This is a genomic window from Streptomyces sp. NPDC005962 (genome assembly GCF_040629205.1).
GTDB lineage: Bacteria > Actinomycetota > Actinomycetes > Streptomycetales > Streptomycetaceae > Streptomyces.
Genome location: NZ_JBEXVE010000008.1, coordinates 219550 through 243346, shown reverse-complemented (window position 1 = coordinate 243346; position 23797 = coordinate 219550). Strand labels below are relative to the sequence as shown.

Annotated in this window: 20 protein-coding genes and 1 riboswitch; of the genes, 14 read left to right on the top strand and 6 right to left on the bottom strand. The window is 73.1% G+C overall.

Annotated elements, in window-relative coordinates; genetic code table 11:
- Nucleotides 1-146: 146 nt before the first annotated feature.
- The 5 genes from ABZ370_RS16450 to ABZ370_RS16430 all read left to right on the top strand — a co-directional run bounded on the left by ABZ370_RS16450 (nt 147) and on the right by ABZ370_RS16430 (nt 4677).
- Nucleotides 147-650: a DUF1453 domain-containing protein gene (locus ABZ370_RS16450; protein WP_358620760.1), complete on the top strand. Its 504-nt coding sequence runs from the start codon at nt 147-149 to the stop codon at nt 648-650.
- 19 nt (nt 651-669) lie between these two features.
- Nucleotides 670-1824, top strand: coding sequence for a histidine kinase (locus ABZ370_RS16445; RefSeq protein ID WP_358620758.1), 1155 nt, complete (start codon nt 670-672; stop codon nt 1822-1824).
- Nucleotides 1821-2510 carry a response regulator transcription factor gene (locus ABZ370_RS16440; protein ID WP_358620755.1) on the top strand — a complete coding sequence of 230 codons (690 nt, stop codon included), beginning with the start codon at nt 1821-1823 and terminating at the stop codon, nt 2508-2510. The genes ABZ370_RS16445 and ABZ370_RS16440 overlap by 4 nt, the downstream gene beginning before the upstream one ends.
- 101 nt (nt 2511-2611) lie before the next feature.
- Entirely contained in the window at nt 2612-3070 is a 459-nt protein-coding gene (locus ABZ370_RS16435) for a DUF485 domain-containing protein (RefSeq protein ID WP_358620752.1), read from the top strand.
- Nucleotides 3067-4677: a cation acetate symporter gene (locus ABZ370_RS16430; protein WP_358620749.1), complete on the top strand. Its 1611-nt coding sequence runs from the start codon at nt 3067-3069 to the stop codon at nt 4675-4677. Before ABZ370_RS16435 ends, ABZ370_RS16430 begins: the two co-directional genes overlap by 4 nt.
- Before the next feature lie 26 nt (nt 4678-4703).
- Here the strand turns inward: ABZ370_RS16430 and ABZ370_RS16425 are convergent, their stop codons facing one another.
- The 3 genes from ABZ370_RS16425 to ABZ370_RS16415 all read right to left on the bottom strand — a co-directional run bounded on the left by ABZ370_RS16425 (nt 4704) and on the right by ABZ370_RS16415 (nt 8181).
- Nucleotides 4704-5405: a response regulator gene (locus ABZ370_RS16425; protein WP_358620746.1), complete on the bottom strand. Its 702-nt coding sequence runs from the start codon at nt 5403-5405 to the stop codon at nt 4704-4706.
- The gene (locus tag ABZ370_RS16420; RefSeq protein ID WP_358620744.1) at nt 5402-7096 is read right to left on the bottom strand and encodes a sensor histidine kinase; all 1695 of its coding nucleotides are present in this window, start codon (nt 7094-7096) and stop codon (nt 5402-5404) included. The genes ABZ370_RS16425 and ABZ370_RS16420 overlap by 4 nt, the downstream gene beginning before the upstream one ends.
- A gap of 92 nt (nt 7097-7188) precedes the next feature.
- Complete coding sequence (locus tag ABZ370_RS16415) at nt 7189-8181, bottom strand: sucrase ferredoxin (RefSeq protein ID WP_358620741.1); 993 nt, start codon at nt 8179-8181, stop codon at nt 7189-7191.
- Between the two features lie 158 nt (nt 8182-8339).
- Between ABZ370_RS16415 and ABZ370_RS16410 the strand changes: the two genes are divergently transcribed.
- Nucleotides 8340-8744, top strand: coding sequence for a sel1 repeat family protein (locus tag ABZ370_RS16410; protein WP_358620739.1), 405 nt, complete (start codon nt 8340-8342; stop codon nt 8742-8744).
- 95 nt (nt 8745-8839) lie between these two features.
- Here ABZ370_RS16410 and ABZ370_RS16405 read toward each other — a convergent pair whose 3' ends face one another.
- Nucleotides 8840-11287, bottom strand: a complete 2448-nt coding sequence (locus ABZ370_RS16405; RefSeq protein WP_358620737.1) for a DNA topoisomerase IV subunit A — start codon at nt 11285-11287, stop codon at nt 8840-8842.
- A gap of 281 nt (nt 11288-11568) precedes the next feature.
- On the opposite strand from ABZ370_RS16405, the gene ABZ370_RS16400 reads away from it, so the two are divergent.
- The 4 genes from ABZ370_RS16400 to ABZ370_RS16385 all read left to right on the top strand — a co-directional run bounded on the left by ABZ370_RS16400 (nt 11569) and on the right by ABZ370_RS16385 (nt 16538).
- Nucleotides 11569-12951: a pitrilysin family protein gene (locus tag ABZ370_RS16400; RefSeq protein ID WP_358620735.1), complete on the top strand. Its 1383-nt coding sequence runs from the start codon at nt 11569-11571 to the stop codon at nt 12949-12951.
- Entirely contained in the window at nt 12948-14357 is a 1410-nt protein-coding gene (locus ABZ370_RS16395) for a pitrilysin family protein (RefSeq protein WP_358620732.1), read from the top strand. Before ABZ370_RS16400 ends, ABZ370_RS16395 begins: the two co-directional genes overlap by 4 nt.
- 193 nt (nt 14358-14550) lie before the next feature.
- Nucleotides 14551-14713: riboswitch (cyclic di-AMP (ydaO/yuaA leader) on the top strand.
- 13 nt (nt 14714-14726) lie between these two features.
- Entirely contained in the window at nt 14727-15521 is a 795-nt protein-coding gene (locus tag ABZ370_RS16390) for a M23 family metallopeptidase (RefSeq protein ID WP_358620730.1), read from the top strand.
- A 201-nt stretch (nt 15522-15722) separates the two neighbouring features.
- Nucleotides 15723-16538 (top strand): GntR family transcriptional regulator, encoded by an 816-nt coding sequence (locus ABZ370_RS16385; protein ID WP_358620728.1) that lies wholly within the window; start codon nt 15723-15725, stop codon nt 16536-16538.
- Between the two features lie 113 nt (nt 16539-16651).
- Here the strand turns inward: ABZ370_RS16385 and ABZ370_RS16380 are convergent, their stop codons facing one another.
- Nucleotides 16652-16933, bottom strand: a complete 282-nt coding sequence (locus ABZ370_RS16380) for an HPr family phosphocarrier protein (RefSeq protein ID WP_358620725.1) — start codon at nt 16931-16933, stop codon at nt 16652-16654.
- Between the two features lie 199 nt (nt 16934-17132).
- Here ABZ370_RS16380 and ABZ370_RS16375 point away from each other — a divergent pair, with 199 nt between their 5' ends.
- From ABZ370_RS16375 to ABZ370_RS16360, 4 genes are all read left to right on the top strand, one after another.
- Complete coding sequence (locus tag ABZ370_RS16375) at nt 17133-20150, top strand: GNAT family N-acetyltransferase (RefSeq protein ID WP_358620723.1); 3018 nt, start codon at nt 17133-17135, stop codon at nt 20148-20150.
- 61 nt (nt 20151-20211) lie between these two features.
- A complete protein-coding gene (locus ABZ370_RS16370) occupies nt 20212-20808 on the top strand; it encodes a DUF5998 family protein (RefSeq protein ID WP_063735875.1) in 597 nt (198 codons plus the stop codon).
- The gene (locus ABZ370_RS16365) at nt 20808-22037 is read left to right on the top strand and encodes a nucleotide pyrophosphatase/phosphodiesterase family protein (protein WP_358620720.1); all 1230 of its coding nucleotides are present in this window, start codon (nt 20808-20810) and stop codon (nt 22035-22037) included. The genes ABZ370_RS16370 and ABZ370_RS16365 overlap by 1 nt, the downstream gene beginning before the upstream one ends.
- 67 nt (nt 22038-22104) lie before the next feature.
- Nucleotides 22105-22779, top strand: a complete 675-nt coding sequence (locus ABZ370_RS16360) for a thymidine kinase (RefSeq protein ID WP_358620717.1) — start codon at nt 22105-22107, stop codon at nt 22777-22779.
- A gap of 12 nt (nt 22780-22791) precedes the next feature.
- On the opposite strand, the gene ABZ370_RS16355 is transcribed toward ABZ370_RS16360, so the two are convergent.
- The gene (locus ABZ370_RS16355) at nt 22792-23577 is read right to left on the bottom strand and encodes a VOC family protein (RefSeq protein WP_358620715.1); all 786 of its coding nucleotides are present in this window, start codon (nt 23575-23577) and stop codon (nt 22792-22794) included.
- Nucleotides 23578-23797: the final 220 nt, after the last annotated feature.

The window sequence follows — 23797 nt, the reverse complement described above, 5'->3', positions numbered from 1 at the left end:
CGCGTCGGCGTCCGGGGCGGCCGTCTCTCCACCCCCGGGTGGAGAGACGGTTTCCACCCGGAATCCGCCCTGGCTCCGATCCCCGCGGCCGGGTCCGTCCGTAGCGTCGGGAGCGTTCTCGTTCCCGCCCTACGGAGGCTCTTGTCATGCCGGGACTCGCCCAGGCCGTGCTCATCGCCGCGGTCGTCGTCATCGTGCTCGTACGGCAGTTCCAGCCGCAGAAGGTCACCGAGGACGCGCGGCGCTGGTGGGCGTTGCCGGTGCTGCTCGGCTTTCTGGCGCTGCGCGAACCCGGGCTGATCGATCACGACCACCGTGTGACCGCCGCGGCGCTGCTGGTGGTGGAGGTCCTCGTCGGGGTGGCGACCGGAGCCGGGTGGGGGTGGACCAGCCGGGTGTGGACGGACGCCTCCGGCGCGGTCTGGACCCAGGGCGCGAAGACCACGGCGGTGGTGTGGGCGGGCGCCGTGGCGTGCCGGGCGGCGCTGGCGGGTGTGGGCGCGCTGGCGGGCGTGGCGCAGGGCAGCGGTCCGCTGATGCTGTCCCTCGCGGCGTCCCTGCTGCTGCGCGGCGCCGTCGTCATGATGCGGGCGCGCGGGCTGGAGCCGGTGTCCGCACGGGCCGGTGCGCAGGGCACACTCGGTCGATGACCAGATGGACACGGTCTCGATGACCAGGTGGACGCAGTGGCCCTCGCGGCAGGCGCTCTCGCGGCAGGGCGTGCCGCGGACCCGGTTGCTGATCAACGGCGGACTGGCCGTGGCCGGGACCGGATGGCTGCTGGTGGGCGTCATCCGGGACGACACCTTCCACGGGATGCGGCGGGTGGCGCTGGTCGGCGCCCTTCTGGGGTGCGCGGCCCTGCTGTACGCGCTGCGCCGCGTCACCGTGGACCACCGGCTCGCCCCCGCCTTGGCGCTGCTCACCGTGCTGATCGGCGCGGGCGCCGCGCTGCACGTCGCCGGGGCGCGGACCCCGGCCGCCGCGGTGTGGATCGTGAGCGCCATCCTCGCCATGGAGCGGCTGCCGCTGGCGATCGCGCTCGGCTGCGCGGCCGTGGCCTCGGGGGCGTATGTGCTCGCCAGCGGCGACTCCCCGCTCACCGAGGCGGTCACGGCCGGGAGCCTGGTGCTCGGCGGCTATGCGCTCCGGCTGGACGAGGAGGCCCGCGGAACCGGCTACCAGTTGCTGGAGCAGGAGCGGGCGGCCCGGCGGGCGGAGGCCGAGTCGGCGGCGCTGGCCGAACGGTCCCGGATCGCCCGGGAGATCCACGACGTACTGGCGCACAGCCTGTCCGCACAGCTGGTCCACCTGGAGGCGGCGCGGCTGCTGATCGAGCGCGGCGAGGACTCCGCGAAGGTGCTGGACCGGGTGGTCGCCGCCCGGGGGATGGCCCGTGACGGGCTCGCCGAGACCCGGCAGGCGCTGTCCGCGCTGCGCGGCGAGATGGCCCCGGTCGAGGACTTCCTGCGGGAGTCGGCCGCGGCGGAGGGCGCCCGCTTCGTACGGGAGGGCGAGCCGCGGACGCTGACCGCGGAGGCGGGGCTCACGCTCCGCCGGGCCGCGCAGGAGGCGCTGACGAACGTCCGTAAGCACGCGCCGGGCGCCCGGGTGGAGCTGCGGCTGAGCTACGCCGAGCGGACGGTCTCGCTGGAGGTCCGCGACGGCGGCGCCGGTGCGGCACCGGCCGCCGCCGGTCTGACGGCGAGTGGCGCCGGGTACGGTCTGCTCGGGATGCGCGAGCGCGCCGAACTCCTCGGTGGCACGCTGGAGGCCGGACCGGAAGGGGAGGGGTTCGTGGTGCGACTGCGGGTGCCGCTGTGACGGCGCGGATCGTGGTGGCCGACGATCAGACGGTGGTGCGTGAGGGCATCGTGATGCTGCTGGGGCTGCTGCCCGGTATCGAGGTCGTCGGGTCGGCGGGGGACGGCGAGGAGGCGCTGCGGCTGGTCGCCGAGCTGGCCCCGGACATCGTGCTGATGGATCTGCGGATGCCCCGCTGCGACGGCGTGGAGGCGACGCGCCGGGTGCGCGCCGAGCATCCGGGCACCCAGGTCGTGGTGCTCACCACCTACGCCGACGACGACTCGCTCTTCCCCGCGCTGCGCGCCGGTGCCCGCGGCTATCTGACCAAGGACGCCGACGCCGACGAGATCGTCCGGGCCGTGGAGGACGTGATGTCGGGGGACGCCGGGCTGTCGCCCAAGGTGCAGCGGCGGCTGCTGGAGCGGCTCGACGCACGGCAGGAGCCGGTGGAGGCGGACGCCGCCGGGCCGCTGCCGGACGGGCTCACCCGCCGCGAGGCGGAGGTCCTGGCGCTGGTCGCCGAGGGGCTGTCCAACCCGGAGATCGCGCGTCGGCTGCGGATCGCGCCCGCCACCGTGAAGACGCACATCAACAACCTGTTCGCCAAGACCGCGGTCCGCGACCGGGCCCAGGCGGTGCGCTACGCCTACCGCCACGGCATCGCCGCTCCACCCGACGCCGATTCCGGGTTGTTCATCACGTGAGTCACCTGATGGGGTGAACGTCCGGTATTGGAGTATCCGGGATCTTCTCCCTCTGTCCATCCTTGGGCACGCCAACGCGGCAGTGAACAAGGAGTTTTCGGGTGGACATGCACAACGCGCGCGATGCCGGGGCGGCCCGGCTGGACGATCCCTGGTACGACGCGCTCGCCTCCGGCTGGGGCGGGACGGACGAGACGGCCGCCCCACCGCCGCCCCGGCGCGCCCGCCCGCCCGCCGCCGAGGAGGTGTACACGGAGGTGCACGGCAGCGCCGCCTTCCAGGAGGTGCGCAGACGCTACCGGCGCTTCGTCTTCCCCGCGGCCGCCGCCTTTCTGCTCTGGTATTTCGCGTACGTGGTCGCGGCGACCACCGCGCCCGGCATGATGGCCCGCCCGGTGGCGGGCGCGCTCAACGTCGCGATGGTCGCGGGCCTCGCCCAGTTCGCCACCACCTTCCTGCTGACCTGGGCGTACGCCCGCCACGCACGGCTGCGCAGGGACCGGGTCGCGCTGGAGCTGCGCTGGGTGACGCAGGAAATGATGCGGGGGCACGGGCGGTGACCGGTAATCAGCAGAGCCTCGCGCTCCTGCTCTTCGGCGTCTTCGTGGCCGCCACCCTCGCGATCACCACCTGGGCGAGCCGCCGGCGGCAGGGCTCCCCGGAGGAGTTCTACGCGGGCGGGCGGCTGTTCTCGCCGATGGAGAACGGCTTCGCCATCGCGGGCGACTACATGTCGGCCGCCTCCTTCCTCGGTATCTCCGGCCTCATCGCGCTCTTCGGCTACGACGGGGTGCTCTACTGCGTGGGCTTCCTGGTGGCCTGGCTGGTGGTGCTGCTGCTGGTCGCCGAACTCGTCCGCAACTGCGGCCGGTTCACCCTCGCCGACGTACTGGCCGTGCGGATGAGTGAGCGCCCGGTCCGTATCGCCGCGGGCGTCTCCTCGGTCACCGTCTGCGTGCTCTACCTGGTCGCCCAGATGGTCGGCGCGGGCAGTCTGGTCGCCCTGCTGCTGGACGAGACGGGGTCCCGGGCCCGGTCCTGGACGGTCATCGGCGTCGGCACCCTCATGGTGGTCTTCGTCGCGCTGGGCGGCATGCGGGCCACGACCTGGATTCAGATCGTGAAGGCCGTCCTGCTGATGGGCGGCGCGATGGCGCTCACCGTGCTCGTCCTGGTCCGCTTCCACGGCGACATCGACAGCCTGCTGAGCACCGCTGCGCTCCACAGCGGGCAGGGCGCCGACTTCCTCGCCCCGGGCCTCAAGTACGGCGACGGCTGGACCGCCCGGCTGGACTTCGTGAGTCTGGGGATCGCCCTCGTACTGGGCACCGCCGGGCTGCCGCACATCCTCTCGCGCTTCTACACCGTGCCGACCGCCCCGGCCGCCCGGCGGTCCGTCATCTGGTCGATCGGGCTGATCGGCGGCTTCTACCTGATGACCATCGTGCTGGGCTTCGGCGCGGCGGCCGTGCTGGGCAGCGACGCCGTACGCAGCTCCAACGCGGCGGGCAACACGGCGGTGCCGCTGCTCGCGCTCGACCTCGGCGGGGGCGCCGGGTCGACAGGCGGGACGGTGCTGTTCGCGATCGTCGCCGCCGTCGCGTTCGCCACCATCCTCGCCGTCGTCGCCGGGATCACCCTCGCCTCCTCGGCCTCCGTCGCCCACGACCTGTACGCCTCGCTGAGCAGCCGCAAGGACCGCTCGCCGCGCAGCGAGGTCGCGGTCGCGCGGGTCGCGGCGGTGGGGATCGGGGCGGCGGCGATCGGCCTCGGGCTGCTCGCCGACGACCTCAATGTGGCCTTCCTGGTGGGGCTCGCCTTCGCGGCCGCCGCGTCCGCGAACCTGCCCGTCCTGCTGTATTCGCTGTTCTGGCGGCGGTTCACCACGCGGGGAGCGGTGTGGTCGGTCTACGGCGGGCTGGTCCCGGCGGTGGTGCTGGTGGTGCTGTCCCCGGTGGTCTCCGGCGGCCCCGAGGCGATCTTCTCCGGGGTGGACTTCCATGTCTTCCCGCTGCAGAACCCGGGGCTGGTCTCGGTCCCCCTGGGCTTCCTCGCGGGCTGGCTCGGCACCGTCCTCTCCAGTGAGGGTGCGGAGGATGCCCGGGGGCATGCGGCCAGGCACGCGGAGACGGAGGTACGGGCCCTCACCGGGGCGGGCGCGGCCTGAGCATGCCCCCGACCGGTCTCCAGGGCTCAGACCCAGTCGTAGCGGTGTTCCGGGCGGCCGGTCTCGCCGTATTTGAGGCTGAGCCGTACCCGGCCCGTGCGCTCCAGGAGCTTCAGATAGCGCTGGGCGGTCTGTCTGCTGAGCGAGGCGCGCTCGGCGACCTCCTGGGCCGACAGCGGGCCCTCCGCGCCGCGCAGCACCTCCCGTACGAGGTCGGCGGTGAGCGCGGAATGGCCCTTGGGCAGCTCGACGGGACCCGCCGAGGCGCCGCCCAGGGCGCCGAAGATCCGGTCCACCTGGTCCTGCCCGGCCTCGCCGCCGCCCGCCAGGGCGCGGCGCAGCGCCGCGTAGCCCTCCAGCTTGGCGCGCAGCCCGGCGAAGGTGAACGGCTTGACCAGGTACTGCAGCGCGCCGTGGCGCATCGCGGCCTGGACGGTGCCGATGTCGCGGGCGGCGGTCACCATGATGATGTCGGTGTGGTGGCCCCGCTGCCGCAGCCGCCCCACCAGCGCGAGCCCCGTCTCGTCGGGCAGATAGTGGTCGAGCAGGACGAGATCGGCGTGGCCGCGCTCCAGGAAGGCCAGCGCGTCGGCGGCCGTGTGCGTCTGCCCGGCGACCCGGAAGCCCGGCACCTTCCCGACGTACGCCGCGTTGACGCGGGCGACCCGCACATCGTCGTCCACGACCAGGACCTCGATGAGGCCGCCCGGCCCGGTATCCGATCTCATCGCGGCTCTCCTGTCGCGGTCAGTGGCGCCTCGGCCGGTTCCCCGGCTGTTTCCCCGGCGGGTTGCTCGGTCAGCGCCTCGGGGAGGACGACGGTGAACTCGGCGCCGCCGCCGTCGCGGTCACCCACCCGTGCCCTGCCGCCCTGGCGCTCGGCGAGGCGGCGCACCAGCGCCAGCCCGATGCCGCGCTGTCCGTGCGCGGGCGGCTTCTTGGTGGACCAGCCCTCGGTGAAGACCAGATCGCGCCGGTCGGCGGGGACGCCGGGCCCGGTGTCCGAGACCCGCAGCAGCACCGTACGGTCGTCCGCGCACAGCTCCACCTCGACCCGCGGCCCGGCCGAGCCGACCGCCGCGTCCAGCGCGTTGTCGATCAGGTTGCCGACGATCGTCACCAGGCCCGGCGGGTCCACCAGCCGGTCCGGCAGCAGAGTGCCCTCGGCGATGCGCAAGGACACCCCGCGCTCGGTGGCGACCGTGGCCTTGCCGACCAGCAGGGCCGCCAGCAGCGGATCGTGCACCCGCTCGGTGACCTGCTCGGCGGTGGCGCGGTGGACACCGACCGCTTCGGTGATGAACTCGACCGCCTCCTCGTGGAGTTCGAGTTCGAGCAGACCGAGGAGAGTGTGCATCCGGTTGGCGTGCTCATGGTCCTGGGCGCGCAGCGCGTCGATCAGTCCGCGGGTGCCGTCCAGTTCGCGGCCGAGCCGCTCCAGTTCGGTGCGGTCGCGCAGGGTGGCCACCGCGCCGCCGTCGTCCGTGGGCATCCGGTTGGCGACCAGCACCCGGCCGCCGCTGACGGTCAGCAGATCGGCGCCGGTGACCCGCCCGGCGAGCACATCGGTCGTACGGCCGGGCGGCAGCACCGCCTCCAGCGGCTGTCCGGTGTCCTCGGCGCGCAGGTCCAGCAGCCGCTGCGCCTCGTCGTTCATCAGCCGGATGCGGCCGCGCGCGTCGAGCGCGACGACACCCTCGCGGATGCCGTGCAGCATGGCCTCGCGCTCGGCGAGCAGCGCGGAGATGTCGGAGAAGGCGAGGTCGTGGGTGCGCCGTTGGAGTCTGCGGGACACCAGATAGGCCGCCAGGGCGCCGACGGCGAGCGCGCCGCCCGCGTACGCGAGCATCCCCGGCAGCGCGCCGAGCAGCCGGCCGCGCACGGTCTCGTACGCGATGCCGACCGACACCGCGCCCACGATGTGGCCGCCCTCGTCGCGCAGCGGCACCTTGCCGCGGGCCGAGCGGCCGAGCGTGCCGTTGTCGATCTGCATGACCTCGTGGCCCGCGAGGGCGTCGTCGGGGCTGGTGGAGACGTGCTTGCCGATCTCGTCCGGGGAGGTGTGCGACCAGCGGACCCCGCGCCGGTCCATGATCACGACGTATTCGGCGCCGGTCGACCGGCGGATGCGCTCCGCCGCGGCCTGGACCGGGCCGTCCGCGGTGGGGCGGGTGTGCTGCAGCGCCGTGACGAGCCGTGGTTCGGTGGCCGTGGTCTGGGCGATGGCCAGCGCCCGGCGCATGGCCTGGTCGTCGAGCTGGGAGCCCAGTGGACGCAGGAAGAGGCCGGTCGCGAGCACGGTGACGCCCGTGGCGATGGCCAGCTGCATCAGCAGCACCTGGGAGAAGACTCGTCGGGGCCAGCCGATGCGCCACCTTGTGGCCGTGGGGGGCGGCCCCGGGGGTATCGCGGCGCTCATGGCAACGAAGGGTAACGAAGGGCGGGGCGCGGGGACGCCGCCAGGACCCCCGCGGCTCCCGGCGTGCGGGGGAGGCCCGAGGGCGCGGTCTCTCAGCGTCCGCCGACGGTGACCGTCCGTCCGTGGTGCGCGGGCCGCACCGCCCGGATGCCGACCACGTCCATACGGGCCGGGGAGCCCAGCGGCGAACCGCAGCTCTGCTCGCGCGGCGGGGCGGCGGCCACCTGCGCCACGCTCACCCGCCACGCCCGTCCGTCGGTGTGCGCCACGGTCACCGACCAGGCGGGGGCGGCGCTCTCGGTCCACGTCCGTACGACGGTCAGCGCGTCGGCCCCGTCCTCACCGGTCAGCGCGCGGACCGCCAGTTCGGCCGCCTGTCCGGGGCGCTCCCAGGCGGAGCGGCCGCGGCAGCCCTCGGTGGCCACCCGGTTCTCGCGCAGCGCCGCGAGGGTGTCCTTGACGTCCTGGGCGGTGACCCGGCCGTAGGCGTAGCCGTGCGGCAGGACGACCAGCGTCGGCGAGAAGCGGTGGCCGCCGATGTGGGTGATCTCCCAGGTGCCCTCCACCCCGGCGGCGGTCAGCTCGGCGGCCAGCGGGCGGCCGAGCAGCGCGCAGCAGCGGTCGCGCTTGCCGTTGGTGCACACCAGCACCAGGGGGTCGCCGGTGTACTCGTCCCACTCCCCGGCCAGGTCGTCGGGAGCGCCATCGGCCGCACCGGCCAGCCCGCCCGGGTCGCCCGCGCCCAGCGCGGCGAAGTCCAGGCCGAGCAGCCGCGCCGGGTCGGCGAGGGCGGTCGTGCGTATCCAGGTGCGGCCGGGCCGGGTGTGCGCCACGAACACCCGGTGACGGCTGCCCGCGTGCAGGTCGGCGTGGCGGCCGGGCCGGCGGATCAGCGCGACCCGCACGCCGGTGCCCTCGGCGGCGCGCTCCAGGGCGCGCCCCACGGCCGGGTCCAGACGACTGGCCGTGAGGGCCTCGGTACCCCAGGGGCCCGGTTGTTCGAGAAGAAGCCAGGTGGGGGCGGTGGCCGCCGTCCCGGCGAGCGGCTCGGACAGATTCCGGGAAGCGGTCGTGCACGTGCTCACGAAGGTAAGCCTAACCTCTGTCGATCAACTTCGCGCACGGGCCGGGGAATCCGGGTGAGGAGAGGGGAGCGAGACGGTCCGGTTCCCTCAGAGCGCACCCTGTTCCGCGGGGGCGGGGACGGCGGGAGAATGACGCTCCGGGGGCGGAGGGGGTTCCGATGCGCGGGCTGTGGGCGCGGTGGCGAGGGCGCCGGGGGAAGCGCGGGGCGCGGCGGCTGGACGCGGCGCTGCGGGCGAGGGTGCGGGCGGCGTACAACGAGGGGCGGCCGATCCCCGAGGCACTCGCCCGGCAGGCGGCGCTCGCCGGTGACCGGGAGGGCATGACGGTCTACGGGATCGGGCTCGGCAGGCGCGGTGCGTACCCGGAAGCCCTGCACTGGCTCGGCGAGGCGGTCGCCGCCGGGGACCTCACCGCGCTGGTGGTGCTCGGCACCCTGCACCTGGACCTCGGCGATCCGGCCGAGGCGGAGCGGCACTTCCGGAAGGCGGCCGACCGCGGCCACCCCGGCGCCCGGGTCGCACTGCGGCAACTGCGCGCCCGGCGCAACGGAGCCGGGCACTGAGCCTCGCGCCGCAGTCATCCCATCCGGCGGCCCGCATGCGCGGGGGCGCGGCACCCATCCGGTGCCGCGCCCCTGACCGTCCGTCCCAGCCGGGCCTATACCGGCCCGGCGACCACCGTCACCGGCTTGGCGAGCGGCATTCCCGAGCCGTCCCGGCGCGGATCGGGCTCCGGCAGGGGCGCCGGGACGCCACCGCTCGACGCCGCGCGGGCCGGGGTCGCGCCCGCCCAGGCCAGCACCAGACAGTCCTCGCCCTTGAGGAACCGCTGACAGCGCACCCCGCCCGTGGCCCGCCCCTTGCGCGGGTACTGGTCGAAGGGGGTGAGCTTGGCCGTCTGCTGTGCGGAGTCGTCGAGCGTGCCGTGCGCACCCGAGACGGTGAACACCACCGCGTCGGCCGCCGGATCGATCGCGGTGAAAGAGATCACCTTCGCGTCGGGTGCGAGCTTGACGCCCGCCATGCCGCCCGCGGCACGCCCCTGCGGCCGCACCTGGCCGGCCGGATAGCGCAGCAGATGTGCGTTGTCGGTGATGAAGACCAGGTCCTCCTCACCCGTGCGCAGCTCGACCGCGCCCACGATCCGGTCGCCCTCCTTGAGGCCGATGACCTCAAGCTCGTCCTTGTGGGCCGGATAGTCCGGGACCACGCGTTTGACGACGCCCTGCTCCGTGCCGATCGCGAGCCCCGGAGAGGACTCGTCCAGGGTGGTGAGGCAGATCAGCTCCTCGCCGTCCTCCAGCGACAGGAACTCGGCGATCGGCGCACCGCCCGCCAGATTGGGGGTGGCCTCCGGTAGCTGTGGCAGGTCGATCACCTGGAGCCGCAGCAGCCGCCCGGTCGAGGTAACCGCCCCGATCTCCGCGCGGGCCGTCGCCGGGACCGCCGAGACGATCACGTCGTGCTTGCTGCGCTTGGTCTGCCCCTCGCCCGCGAACGGTTCCCCGTTCGCCGTACGGGCCAGCAGCCCGGTGGAGGACAGCAGCACCCGGCACGGGTCGTCCGCGACCTCCAGTGGCACCGCGCTCACCGGGGAGTCGGCGGACTCCAGCAGCACCGTGCGCCGCGGGGTGCCGAACTTCTTGCCCACCGTGGCCAGTTCGGAGGAGACCAGCTTGCGCAGCTCGGTGTCCGAGTCGAGGATGCGGGTCAGCTCCTCGATCTCCGCGTTGAGCCTGTCGCGCTCCGACTCCAGCTCGATCCGGTCGAACTTGGTCAGCCGGCGCAGCGGAGTGTCCAGAATGTACTGCGTCTGGACATCCGACAGATTGAAGCGGTTCATCAGCGTTTCCTTGGCCTGCGCCGAGTTATCGCTGGACCGGATGAGCCGGATGACCTCGTCGATGTCGAGCAGGGCCACCAGCAGCCCCTCGACCAGGTGCAGCCGGTTGCGCCGCTTGGTCCGGCGGAACTCGCTGCGCCGCCGCACCACGTCGAAGCGGTGGTCGAGGTAGACCTCCAGCAGTTCCTTGAGCCCGAGCGTGAGCGGCTGGCCGTCCACCAGCGCCACGTTGTTGACGCCGAAGGACTCCTCCATCGGCGTGAGCTTGTAGAGCTGCTCCAGCACGGCCTCCGGGTTGAAGCCGTTCTTGATCTCGATCACCAGGCGCAGGCCGTGCGCACGGTCGGTGAGGTCCTTGACGTCCGCGATGCCCTGGAGCTTCTTCGCGCCGACCAGGTCCTTGATCTTGGAGATGACCTTCTCGGGGCCGACGGTGAAGGGAAGCTCTGTGACGACGAGGCCCTTGCGGCGGGGCGTCACGTCCTCCACGGCCACCGTGGCGCGGATCTTGAAGGTGCCGCGCCCCGTCTCGTACGCGTCCCGCACGCCGGCGAGCCCGACGATCTGGCCGCCGGTCGGCAGGTCGGGGCCCGGGACATGCCGCATCAGCGTCTCAAGATCCGCGTTCGGATGCCTGATCAGGTGGCGGGCCGCGGCGACGACCTCGCCCAGGTTGTGCGGCGGCATATTCGTCGCCATGCCGACCGCGATCCCCGACGTGCCGTTGACCAGCAGGTTGGGATAGGCGGCGGGGAGCGTGACGGGCTCCTGCTCGCTGCCGTCGTAGTTCGGCGAGAAATCGACCGTGTCCTCGTCGATGGACTCGGTCATCAGCGAGGTCGCCGAGGCCATCCGGCACTCGGTGTACCGCATCGCGGCGGGCGGGTCGTCATTGCCCAGCGAGCCGAAGTTCCCGTGGCCGTCGACCATCGGGAGGCGCATCGAGAACGGCTGCGCCATGCGTACCAGTGCGTCGTAGATCGACGAGTCGCCGTGCGGGTGGAGCTTACCCATCACCTCGCCGACGACGCGGGCGCACTTGACGAAGCCGCGCTCGGGGCGCAGCCCCATCTCGTTCATTTGATAGAGGATGCGGCGGTGCACGGGCTTGAGCCCGTCGCGGGCGTCGGGCAGCGCGCGCGAATAGATGACCGAGTAGGCGTACTCGAGGTAGGAGCCCTGCATCTCGTCGACGACGTCGATGTCGAGGATGCGCTCCTCGAAGTCGTCCGGCGGCGGACTCTTCGTGCTGCGGCGGGCCATCGCGCTTGCGGCTCCTTCAACGGCAGAGCTGGATCTGACGCGGACCATTGTGGCCCCGTCCACCGACAACTGTGGAACGGGCCGTCCCGTAGCGACCCCGTGAGCGGCCCCGCACGGCCCCCTCGGGCCCCGTTCCGGTCGGCCCGGGAGAGCTTGAGATGACCTTGGCCCGACCTTTGCGTGACGGGAACTTCGCCAGATGTCCGTGCGGTTGCATACAGTGACAGAAGCGCTCATCACGTGGTTCACACGCGCTCCATCACGCGATCGAAGGGACGTACATGCCCATGGGTCACACGGCCACGCAACAGGCCGGCTCCGGCGGCCTGAAAGCGACCGAGCACCGTCTGGCCAACGGCCTGCGGGTGGTGCTCTCCGAGGATCACCTGACCCCGGTCGCCGCGCTCTGCCTCTGGTACGACGTCGGTTCACGCCACGAAGTCAAGGGGCGTACCGGCCTCGCCCACCTCTTCGAGCACCTGATGTTCCAGGGCTCGTCCCAGGTGACGGGGAACGGCCACTTCGAACTGGTCCAGGGCGCCGGCGGCTCGCTCAACGGCACGACCAGCTTCGAGCGCACCAACTACTTCGAGACGATGCCCGCCCACCAGGTCGAGCTGGCGCTGTGGCTGGAGGCGGACCGGATGGGGTCCCTCCTGACCGCGCTGGACGAGGAGAGCCTGGAGAACCAGCGGGACGTCGTCAAGAACGAGCGCCGCCAGCGCTACGACAACGTGCCGTACGGCACGGCCTTCGAGAAGCTCATCGCCATGGCCTACCCCGAGGGCCATCCGTACCACCACACCCCGATCGGCTCGATGGCCGACCTGGACGCCGCCTCCCTGGAGGACGCCCGGGAGTTCTTCCGCACGTACTACGCGCCGAACAACGCGGTGCTGTCCATCGTCGGTGACATCGACCCCGAGCAGACGCTCGCCTGGATCGAGAAGTACTTCGGCACCATCCCCTCCCACGAGGGCAAGCGGCCGCCCCGCGACGGCACGCTCCCCGACGTCATCGGCGGGCAGCTGCGCGAGGTCGTGGAGGAGGAGGTCCCGGCCCGCGCCCTGATGGCCGCCTACCGGCTGCCGCACGACGGCACCCGTGAGGCCGACGCCGCCGACCTGGCGCTGACCGTCCTCGGTGGCGGCGAGTCCTCCCGGCTGCACAACCGCCTGGTGCGCCGCGACCGTACGGCCGTCGCCGCCGGGTTCGGCCTGCTGCGGCTGGCGGGCGCGCCGTCGCTGGGCTGGCTGGACGTGAAGACCTCCGGCGGGGTCGAGGTGCCCGGCATCGAGGCCGCCGTCGACGAGGAGCTGGCCCGCTTCGCCGCGGAGGGCCCGACGCCGCAGGAGATGGAGCGCGCCCAGGCGCAGATCGAGCGCGAGTGGCTGGACCGGCTGGCCACCGTCGGCGGCCGCGCCGACGAGCTGTGCCGGTTCTCGGTGCTCTTCGGCGACCCGCAGCTGGCCCTGACCGCCGTGAACCGGGTCCTGGACATCACCGCGGAGGAGGTGCGGGCCGTGGCCGCGGCGCGGCTGCGCCCCGACAACCGCGCCGTGCTGGTCTACGAGCCCGTCCAGGGCGCCGACGCCGCCGACGCCGATGACACAGACCAGGCCGAAGCCGCCGACACCGACGCAGAAGGGGAGGCGGCCCAGTGAGCGACGCCGTCACCGCCACCATGACCTTCCACCCGCAGCCGCAGGGTGGCGCCCCCAAGCCGTGGGCCTTCCCGGCGCCGGAGCGCGGTGAGCTGTCCAACGGGCTCACCGTGCTGCGCTGCCACCGCCCCGGCCAGAAGGTCATCGCCGTGGAGATCAACCTGGACGCCCCGCTGGACACCGAGCCGGCCGGTCTGGAGGGCGTCGCCACGATCATGGCGCGCGCCCTGTCCGAGGGCACCGACAAGCACACCGCCGAGGAGTTCGCCGCCGAGCTGGAGCGCTGCGGCGCCACCCTGGACGCCCACGCGGACCACCCCGGCCTCCGGGTCTCCCTGGAGGTGCCGGTCTCCCGGCTGCCCAAGGGGCTCGGCCTGCTCGCCGACGCCCTGCGCGCCCCCGCCTTCCCCGACGGGGAGATCGAGCGGCTGGTTGCCAACCGGCTGGACGAGATCCCGCACGAGCTGGCCAACCCGGCCCGCCGCGCCTCGGTGACCCTGGCCAAGGAGCTGTTCCCGGCCGAGTCGCGGATGTCCCGGCCGCGCCAGGGCACCGAGGAGACCATCGAGGGCATCGACGCGGCGGCGGTGCGGGCCTTCTACGAGGCGCACATCCGGCCGTCCACCGCGACCGCGGTCATCGTCGGCGACCTGGCCGGTGTCGACCTCGACCAGGCACTCGCCGACACCCTGGGCGCCTGGACCGGCGGCCCGCCGCCGCAGCGGACGGTCCCGCCGATCGTCGGCGACGACACCGGCCGTGTGGTGATCGTCGACCGGCCCGGCGCGGTCCAGACCCAGCTGCTCATCGGGCGCATCGGCGCCGACCGGCACGACCGCGTCTGGCCCGCCCAGGTGCTGGGCACCTACTGCCTGGGCGGCACCCTCACCTCCCGCCTGGACCGGGTGCTGCGCGAGGAGAAGGGCTACACCTACGGGGTGCGCTCCTTCGGCCAGGTGCTGCGTTCGACGCCGCCCTCGCCGGCCGGCGGCGGCTCGGCGGGCGCCTCGCTGCTGGCGATCAGCGGCTCGGTGGCCACCGAGGTCACCGGCCCGGCGCTGGAGGACCTGTGGACGGTGCTGCGGACGCTGAAGGAGGAGGGGCTGACGGACGCCGAGCGCGATGTCGCCGTGCAGAACCTCGTCGGCGTCGCCCCGCTCAAGTACGAGACGGCCGCAGCCGTCGCGGGCACCCTCGCCGACCAGGTCGAGCAGCACCTGCCGGACGACTTCCAGGCGCAGCTGTACGCCCGGCTCGCCGATGCGGGGACGGTGGAGGCGACCGCGGCGGTCGTGAGCGCCTTCCCGGCCGACCGGCTGGTGACGGTGCTCGTGGGTGACGCCGCCCGGATCGCGGAGCCGGTCAAGGCGCTCGGCATCGGAGAGGTGAGCGTCATCACCGGCTGAAGCCGCTCAACGCACCACCCGAAAAAGGACCCTGGCGTCGTGTGAGACGCCGGGGTCCTTCCCGTATGACCGATTTGCGGGCTGTTTGGTTTGTGGCGAGAACAACAAAAACCCGTAACTGTTTGGTGATCGAAACGCGGCCCGTCTAGCGTCAGTGCGGCTGTTCGCCGGATATCCGCCGCATCCGCGGCACGGACAGCCATCGCCGAGTCCCATGGTGCGAGTGCCAGGGGAGCCGGGGACCCAAACGTCCCTGGGGTGAATCGGACGCCTTCCCCGGCCGGGGGAGGGGCCCGTAGGAGACCTTCCTGCTCCGAACCCGTCAGCTAACCCGGTAGGCGAGAGGGAAGGAAAGGAGTGCGCCACAGCATGGCGTTCACCCGTGCCGCCGGGAAGCACCGACGTCCCAGCCAGACCGCCGTCCGTACCGGCGCGAACATCGCCGGCATCACCACGGTCGCCTCGGGCGTCGTCGCCGGCATCGCCGGCCCGGCCCTCGCCGCGACCGGCGAGACGCCGTCTCCCCAGGACACCGGTCTCCGCCAGGCGATGGTGATGGGCGACGGTCTCTCCGACCAGATCGACGCGCAGGCCCAGTCCCAGAAGAACGCCGCCGAGGCCGCCGCCGCCAAGGCGAAGGCCGAGGCCGTGGCCCGCCAGCAGGCCGCTCGGAAGGCCGAGGCCGCCGAGAAGAAGGCCAAGGCGGAGCGTGACGCCAAGGAGCGCGCCGCGCGTGAGGCCGAGCGCAAGGCCCTCAACACGTTCGTGTCGCCCGTCGACGGCTCCTCCGTCTCCACCGGCTACGAGGCCTCCAGCGGCCTGTGGTCCTCCGGCAGCCACACCGGCATCGACTTCCAGGCCTCCACCGGCACCGAGGTGCAGTCGGTGGGCTCCGGCGAGGTCGTCGAGGCGGGCTGGGGCGGTGCCTACGGCAACAACGTCGTCATCAAGATGAACGACGGCACCTACACCCAGTACGGCCACCTCTCGTCGATCGGTGTCTCGGTCGGCCAGAAGGTCACCCCTGGCCAGCAGATCGGCCTGTCCGGCGCCACCGGCAACGTCACCGGCCCGCACCTGCACTTCGAGGCCCGCACCACCGCCGAGTACGGCTCCGACATGGACCCGCTCGCGTACATGCGCTCGCACGGCGTCAGCCTCTGACCCGTCGCCCGCCCCTGTCGAAAGGCCCCGTCCGCTCCGGGCGGGGCCTTCGTCGTGCGTCCGCCGCCGTGACCAAAAAATATCCCTGAATTTCCTTCGCCCATCGGAAATCCCGGCCGCTTCGAATAGAGTCGCTGAACGCGCGTCAATCGGATGCGTTTCGCGGGGTTGAGGCGGAGGTTCGACAATGCGGGACCGGAAGTGAACGGGGATACGGCCGCACTCCAGGGCGGTCGCCGGATTTCGGCGCATGCGGTGTGCACGGCGATCCGTGACGACATCATCTCCGGTATCTGTCCGCCCGGCAGCCGGCTGACCGAGGAACTGCTCGCCCGGCGCTACGGGGTCTCCCGGGTGCCCGTCCGCGAGGCGCTGCGCACCCTGGAGTCCGAGGGCTTCGTCACGACCCGGCGGCATGCGGGCGCGTGCGTCGCGCAGCCGTCCGAGAAGGAGGCGGCCGACCTCCTGGACATCCGGGCCCTGCTGGAGCCGCTGGGCGCCGCCAGGGCCGCCCAGCGCCGCACCGAGGGGCATCTGAAGGTGCTGCGCGGTCTGGTCCGGCTCGGCCAGGAGCGGGCCCGGCACGGCAGGCTGGGCGAGCTGCGCTCGCTGGGCGACTGGTTCCACGAGACGCTCGCCCAGGCGTCCGGCAGCCCGAGCCTGGCGGGTCTGCTGGTGCAGCTGCGGCGCAAGACGGCGTGGGTGTACGCGGCGGATGCGGCCCGGCAGACGGCACAGGGCGGGCAGGGCATGCAGACGGCGCAGGCCGTGGCGGGCGCACCGGGCGCACCGGGCGCGGCGGGGGTCTCCGGGAGCGTGGACCTGTCGGTGCGCGCCGTCGAGTCCTGGGCGGAGCACGGCGCGATCGTGGACGCGGTCGCGCGCGGTGACGCCGACCGGGCGCGGGCGCTCGCCGCCGCGCACACCGAGCGTTCGCTGTCCGAATACCGATTGCGAAATGCGTCCCGGGTGAGAACTTCGAAACATTCCGTAAACACGGCGAGCGGCCGGAATTAACAGCCGTCCGATATGCCGTTCAAGGAATTCCGTATCCAGAAAAACAACGGGGCCGCGGTGATCCGTAATGGTTCACCGCGGCCCTGCCGCGCCGAAATGCTATTCGGACGGAATCAGACGGTCTCCGGAAGCTCCTCAAGGCCCTCGGTCACCAGCTTCGCCAGGCGGTCGAGCGCCGCCTCCGCGTCGTCGGCCGCGGAGGCGAGCACGACCTCGTCGCCACCCTGAGCGCCCAGGCCGAGCACGGCGAGCATGGAGGCGGCGTTGACCGGGGCGCCGTCCGCCTTGGCGATCGTGATGGGGACGCCGGCGGCGGTCGCCGCACGGACGAAGATCGACGCCGGGCGGGCGTGCAGGCCCTCGGTCCAGCCGATGTTGACGCGGCGCTCAGCCATGGTGTTGCCCTTCAGGTCTGCGGGTGATGTTGTCTAGACCAGATCATACGGTGTCCGGTCTCGCCCGGGTCGGGTCCGAGTGGGTCCGGTCATGTCCGAACAGGTCCGATACGGACTTTCCCTCGACATCCCCCGTTCACGCAAGGGGGTCCGCCATGCGGACCTCTCCGTCCCGGACTTCAGCCCGTACGCTGTCCCCATGCCGAGCCCATCGGATCATCACGCGTATCCCACCCACTGGGAGGCGGACGTGGTGCTCAGGGACGGCGGCACCGCGCAGATCCGCCCCATCACCCCCGATGACGCGCAGCGCCTGGTCAGCTTCTATGAACACGTCTCGGACGAGTCGAAGTACTACCGCTTCTTCGCGCCCTACCCCCGGCTCTCCGACCGCGACGTCCACCGCTTCACCCACCACGACTACGTCGACCGCGTCGGCCTCGCGGCCACCGTCGGAGGCGAGTTCATCGCCACCGTCCGCTACGACCGCATCGACGAGAACGGGCTGCCCGCCCATCTCCCGCCCCCCGCCGAGGGCGAGGGCGGTCGCGCCCCCGCCGACGAGGCCGAGGTCGCCTTCCTCGTCCAGGACGCCCACCAGGGCCGGGGCGTGGCCTCCGCCCTCCTCGAACACATCGCCGCCGTCGCCCGCGAACGCGGTATCCGCCGCTTCGCCGCCGAGGTGCTGCCCGCCAACACCAAGATGATCAAGGTGTTCACGGACGCGGGCTACACCCAGAAGCGCAGCTTCGACGACGGCGTCGTCCGCCTGGAATTCGGCCTCGAACCCACCGACCGCTCCCTGGCCGTCATGCGCGCCCGGGAACAGCGCGCCGAGGCCCGCTCCGTGCAGCGGCTGCTCACCCCCCGCTCCGTCGCCGTCATCGGAACCGGCCGGGCCCCCGGCGGAGTCGGCCGCACCGTGCTGCGCAACCTCCTCGACGGCGGCTTCACCGGGCGGGTCCACGCCGTCAACCACGCCTTCCCCGAGGACTGGACGCGCCTGGACCCCGACGGCGTCCCGGCCCACCGCTCCGTACGCGAGATCGACGGACCGCTCGACCTGGCCGTCGTCGCCGTGCCCGCCGCCCAGGTCCCCGCCGTCGTCGCCGACTGCGGTGAGCACGGCGTCCAGGGGCTCGTCGTCCTCTCCGCCGGATACGCCGAGAGCGGCCCCGAGGGCCGCGACCGCCAGCGCGAGCTGGTCCGCCAGGCCCGCACCTACGGCATGCGCGTCATCGGCCCCAACGCCCTCGGCATCATCAACACCGCCGAGGGCACGCGGCTGAACGCCTCCCTCTCGCCCCGGCTGCCGGTCCCCGGCCGCATCGGGCTCTTCACCCAGTCCGGCGCGATCGGCATCGCCCTGCTCTCCGGGCTGCACCGGCGCGGCGCCGGACTCACCCGGCTCACCGGCGCCGACCGGCCCACCGGCACCGAGGGGATGGCAGATCTCGCGGGCATGGCGGGGCTTGCCGGTCTCGCGGGCCTCGCCGGCCTTTCTTCGTTCATCTCCACCGGAAACCGCGCCGACGTCTCCGGTAACGATCTCCTCCAGTACTGGTACGAGGACCCGCAGACCGATGTCGCCCTCATGTACCTCGAATCCATCGGCAACCCCCGCAAGTTCACCCGGCTCGCCCGGCGCACCGCCGCTGTCAAGCCCGTCGTGGTCGTCAAGGGCGCCCGGCACAGCGGCAGCGCCCCCACCGGGCACGCCGTGCCCACCACCCGCATCCCCGACGCCACCGTCTCCGACCTGCTGCGCCAGGCGGGCGTCCTGCGCGTGGACACCGTCACCCAGCTCGCCGACGCCGGGGTCCTGCTCGCCTCCCAGCCGCTTCCGGACGGGCCGCGCGTCGCCATCCTCGGCAACTCCGAATCCCTCGGCCTGCTCACCTACGACGCCTGCCTCACCGAAGGCCTGAGCCCGCTGCCGCCCCGCGACCTGACCACGGCCGCCGCCCCCGGGGACTTCCGGCGCGCCCTGACCGGGGCGCTCGGCGACGACACGTGCGACGCGGTCGTCGTCACCGCCATCCCCTGGGTCGGCGACGCCCGCGCGGCGGACCTGGCCGCGGCCGTCCGCACGGCGGCCGCCGAGGCGCCCGGACGCGGGGCGGCCAAACCGGTGGCGGTGGTCCACCTGGAGATCCCCGGCCTCGCGGAGGCCCTCGCGGGCGTCGGCGACCCGGTCGCGGCGCCCGGCGCCGAACCACCGGCCGAAGCCCGCCGCGTCCCGGCCTACCCGGCCGCCGAGCGCGCGGTGCGGGCGCTCGCCGAGGCCGTGCGGTACGCGCGCTGGCGGCGGGAGTCCGGGGAGCCCGGCCGGGTGCCCGAGTACGACGACATCGACGAGACCGGGGCCGCCGCCGACATCCAGGTGCTGCTGGCCCCGCCCGAGGGAGCCCCGCGCCGGGACATCCCGCCCCCCGAAGCCTCCGCCGCTCCTGAAGCCTTCGCCGCCCCCGAAGCTCCCGGCGCTCCCGAAGCTCCCGGCGCTCCCGTGCCGGACGGGTCCGGCGGCGTCGGCATCGAGCTGTCCGCCGCCGACACCCAGCGCCTGCTGGCCCGGTACGGCGTCAGCGTGCTGCCCGCGCTGCCCGCGCCCGACCCCGACACCGCCGTACGGGAAGCCGGGCGGCTCGGCTATCCGGTCGCGCTGAAGCCCACCGCGCCGCATCTGCGCCACCGCACCGACCTGGGCGGGGTGCGGCTCGACCTCGGCGGCGAAGCGGAACTGCGCCGCGCCTACGCCGAGCTGACCGCCCATCTCGGCCCCGCCGACGAGCTGGGCCTGGTCGTACAGCGGATGGCGCCGCGCGGTGTCGACACCGTCGTCCGGGCCGCGATAGACCCCGGCGCCGGGGCCGTGCTCTCCTTCGGACTTGCCGGTGCCCCCTCGGAGCTGCTGGGCGACACCGCCCACCGGCTCGTCCCCGCCACCGACCGGGACGCGGCCGAGCTGATCCGGTCCATCCGGACCGCGCCGCTCCTCTTCGGCTGGCGGGGTTCCAAGCCGGTGGACACCGCCGCCCTCGAAGAGCTGCTGCTCAGGGTGTCGCGGCTGGTGGACGACCATCCCGAGGTGGTCGCCGTCGATCTGGAGCCGGTGGCCGTCGCCCAGCGCGGCCTCTCCGTGCTCGGCGCGTCCGCGCGGCTGGCGCCGCCGCCCGTGCGCACCGACCTCGGCCCCCGGCATCTGCCCGCCTACTGACGGCTCCGGACCGGGGCAGGCATGGGAGCCGCTGTCGGCGCCGCCCCGTAGGATGGTGTCCATGGCGAAGACCGGTACGACGACCCAGGGGCTGCGCGCGGCGATCGAGCGCAGCGGCTATTACCCGGCACTCGTGGCCGAGGCGGTGGAGGCCGCCGTGGGCGGCGAGCCGATCGTGTCATACCTGGTCCATCAGGAGACCACGTTCGACGCCAACGAGGTCCGGCGCCATGTCACGGTCCTCGTCCTCACCGGAAACCGCTTCATCGTCAGCCACACCGACGAGCAGGCGGCGGACGGCACCTCCCCGTCGCCGTACGCGACGACCTCCACCGAGTCCGTGAAGCTCCAGCGGATCTCCTCGGTCGTGCTCAGCCGGGTTGTCGCCAACCCCGAGTCGTACACCCCGGGCACGCTGCCCCGCGAGGTCGTGCTGACCATCGGCTGGGGCGCCGTCAACCGCCTCGACCTGGAGCCCGCCGCCTGCGGCGACCCCAACTGCGAGGCCGACCACGGCTACACCGGCTCGTCCACCGCCGACGACCTGAGCCTGCGGGTCAGCGAGGCGGGCGACGGCCCCGACACCGTCCGCCAGACCCTCGCCTTCGCCCAGGCGCTCTCCGAGGCCACCGCGGCCACCCCGGACACCGGCCGCTGATGCCCGGCTCCGTCACCGGCCCGACCACCGCCGCCGACTCCGCCTGGCCGGAGCCGGTGCCGCTCGACCCCCGCGCCGCTCCCGTGCCGCGCTACGGCACGGGTTCGCTCGCCGATCTGCTGCCCGCGATCGCCGCAGGTCAGGAGGTTCCCGGGCTGACGTCCGGGCTGGCCCTCGCCCCGGCCGACCGGGGCTGCGTCTTCCTGGTCGACGGCCTGGGCTGGGAGCTGCTGCGCGCCCACCCTGCCGAGGCGCCCTTTCTGACCTCGCTGCTGTCCTCCTCGATGAACGGCACCGGCGCTCCGCTCACGGCGGGCTTCCCGTCCACCACCGCGACCTCGCTCGCCTCCGTGGGCACGGGCCTGCCGCCCGGCGCCCACGGGCTGCCGGGCTATACGGTGGCCGACCCCGCCACCGGCCAGCTGATGAACCAGCTGCGCTGGCAGCCCTGGACCGATCCGCACGCCTGGCAGCCGTATCCCACGGTCTTCCAGCTGGCGGACGCCGCGGGCGTGCACACCTGCCAGGTCTCCGCGCCGACCTTCGCCGAGACCCCGCTCACCAAGATCGCGCTGAGTGGCGGCACCTTCCACGGGCGGCTCTCCGGCGAGGAGCGGATGGACCTGGCGGCCGAGCAGCTCGGCGCCGCGGACCGCTCGCTCGTCTACACGTACTACAGCGAAGTGGATGGCAAGGGTCATCGCTTCGGCGTCGACTCCGCTGAGTGGCGTGACCAACTCCGCTACGTCGACGGGCTGGCCCGGCGGCTCGCCGAACAACTCCCGCCCCGCTCCGCGCTGTACGTCACCGCCGACCACGGCATGATCGACATCCCCTTCGACCCGGAGTCGCGGCTCGACTTCGACACCGACTGGGAGCTGCGGGCGGGCGTCGCGCTGCTGGGCGGCGAGGGCCGTGCCCGCCATCTGTACGCGGTCCCCGGCGCGGCCGGCGATGTGCTCGCCGTCTGGCGCGAGGTGGTGGGGGAGCGGATGTGGGTGGCCGGGCGTGACGAGGCCATCGAGGCGGGCTGGTTCGGGCCGCCCGGAGGCACCGGCGGCGTGGACGACCGGGTCTACCGGCGCATCGGCGACATCGTGGCCGCCGCCCGCGACGATGTCGCGATCGTCGCCTCGGAGACCGAGCCGAAGGAGTCCGCGATGGTCGGGCTGCACGGTTCGATGACCCCGGTGGAGCAGCTCGTCCCGCTGCTCGAAGTACGCTCCTGAGCGCCCGCGTTGCCCCGCACGGCCCTCTTACCATCGCCCCTCCCGTACGAAAGGCTCCACCACCCCCATGCCCGAGCTGGTGTTCTTCTCCGGAACCATGGACTGCGGAAAGAGCACGCTGGCTCTGCAGATCGAGCACAACCGCTCGGCCCGCGGGCTCCAGGGGATGATCTACGCCCGGGACGACCGGGCGGGCCACGGCAAGCTCTCCTCACGGCTCGGACTGGTCACCGAGGCCGTCGAGGCCGTCGAGGACCTGGACTTCTACGCCCATGTGGTCGGCGTACTGACGGCCGGGGGCCGCGCCGACTACGTCATCGTGGACGAGGCGCAGTTCCTCACCCCGCTCCAGATCGACCAACTCGCCCGCATCGTCGACGACCTGGAACTGGACGTCTTCGCCTTCGGCATCACCACCGACTTCCGCAGCAAGCTCTTCCCCGGCTCCCAGCGGCTGGTCGAACTCGCGGACCGGGTGGAGGTGCTCCAGGTCGAGGCGTTGTGCTGGTGCGGCGCCCGGGCGACGCACAACGCCCGTACGGTCGGCGGCGAGATGGTCGTCGAGGGCGCCCAGGTCGTCGTAGGGGACGTCAACCGGCCGGAGAGCGAGGTGGGTTACGAGGTGCTGTGCCGCCGCCACCACCGGCGCCGGATGACGGCCGCCGGCGCGCGGGCCGCCAGCCTGTCACCCGATGTGCTGCCGGTCGACGCCCGAGCCGTCGCCGCGCCGAAGATTCTCTGAACTCCCGAGCTCTTAGGTCCCGGCGGCCCGCACGACCGTGAAGGCCGCCCCCTCCCGGTCCATGACCAGGGCCGCGCGCCCGGTCGGACCGTCCGACGGCGGCTCGACCACCCGGCCGCCCAACTCGGCCACCCGGCGCACCGCTTCGTCCACGTCCGCCACCGCGAAGTGGGTCATCCAGTGCGCGCCCCGGTCGCGGGGCAACGCCCGGCCCACGCTCCGGATCGCGCATACCGGCCGCCCGGCCAGATGCAGGGTCCGGCGGCCGGGGTCGGGCGACGGCGTGCTCTCCGCGGCACCCGGTTCGTAGCCGAAGACCATCTGGTAGAACTTCGCGACCGCCCCGGACTCGCGGGCCGTCAGCTCGTGCCAGACCGGGGTGCCCGGTGCTCCCGTCTGTCGCTGGGCGGCGTGTTCGTCCTCCTGCCATACGCCGAACACGGCGCCCTCCGGATCGGCGGCGATCAGCATCCGGCCCGCCTCATCCGCGTCCAGCGGGCCCACGGCGACGGTGCCGCCGCAGGCGCGGATCATCTCCGCCGTCTCGTCGGCGTCGTTCGAGGACAGATAGGTCAACCAGGAGACCGGAAGCTGTCGTTCCGGAGGGAGTTCGCCCAGCCCGGCGACCGGCCGCCCATCCCGCAGGGCGCGGACGTACGCGCCGAGCTGCTGTGGCCCCGGGGCGAACTCCCAGTCGAACAGGGCGTGGTAGAAGTCCTGTGTCGCGGAAAGGCTGTGCACCATCAAACTCGTCCAGCAGGGCGTGCCCGGTGTGTGCCGAGTCGCTGCCTCGGTCATACGTCACTCTCTCCTCGGACCATCGTCGTGGCCGTGCGGCCCCGGGCCGGTCGGCGGCGCGGGGCAGTGGTGCGGAGGTGCTGATGTGGGGGGCCCGAACGATATTTGCACCACCTGCCGCAGCAAGCGCCCCGGCCGCGCCGCACGATGCGCGCCCCGGAGGAAGAATGACCCATTTATTGCCGCACATCCGTTTCGCTTTGCTTGCCGTTGAGTGTCC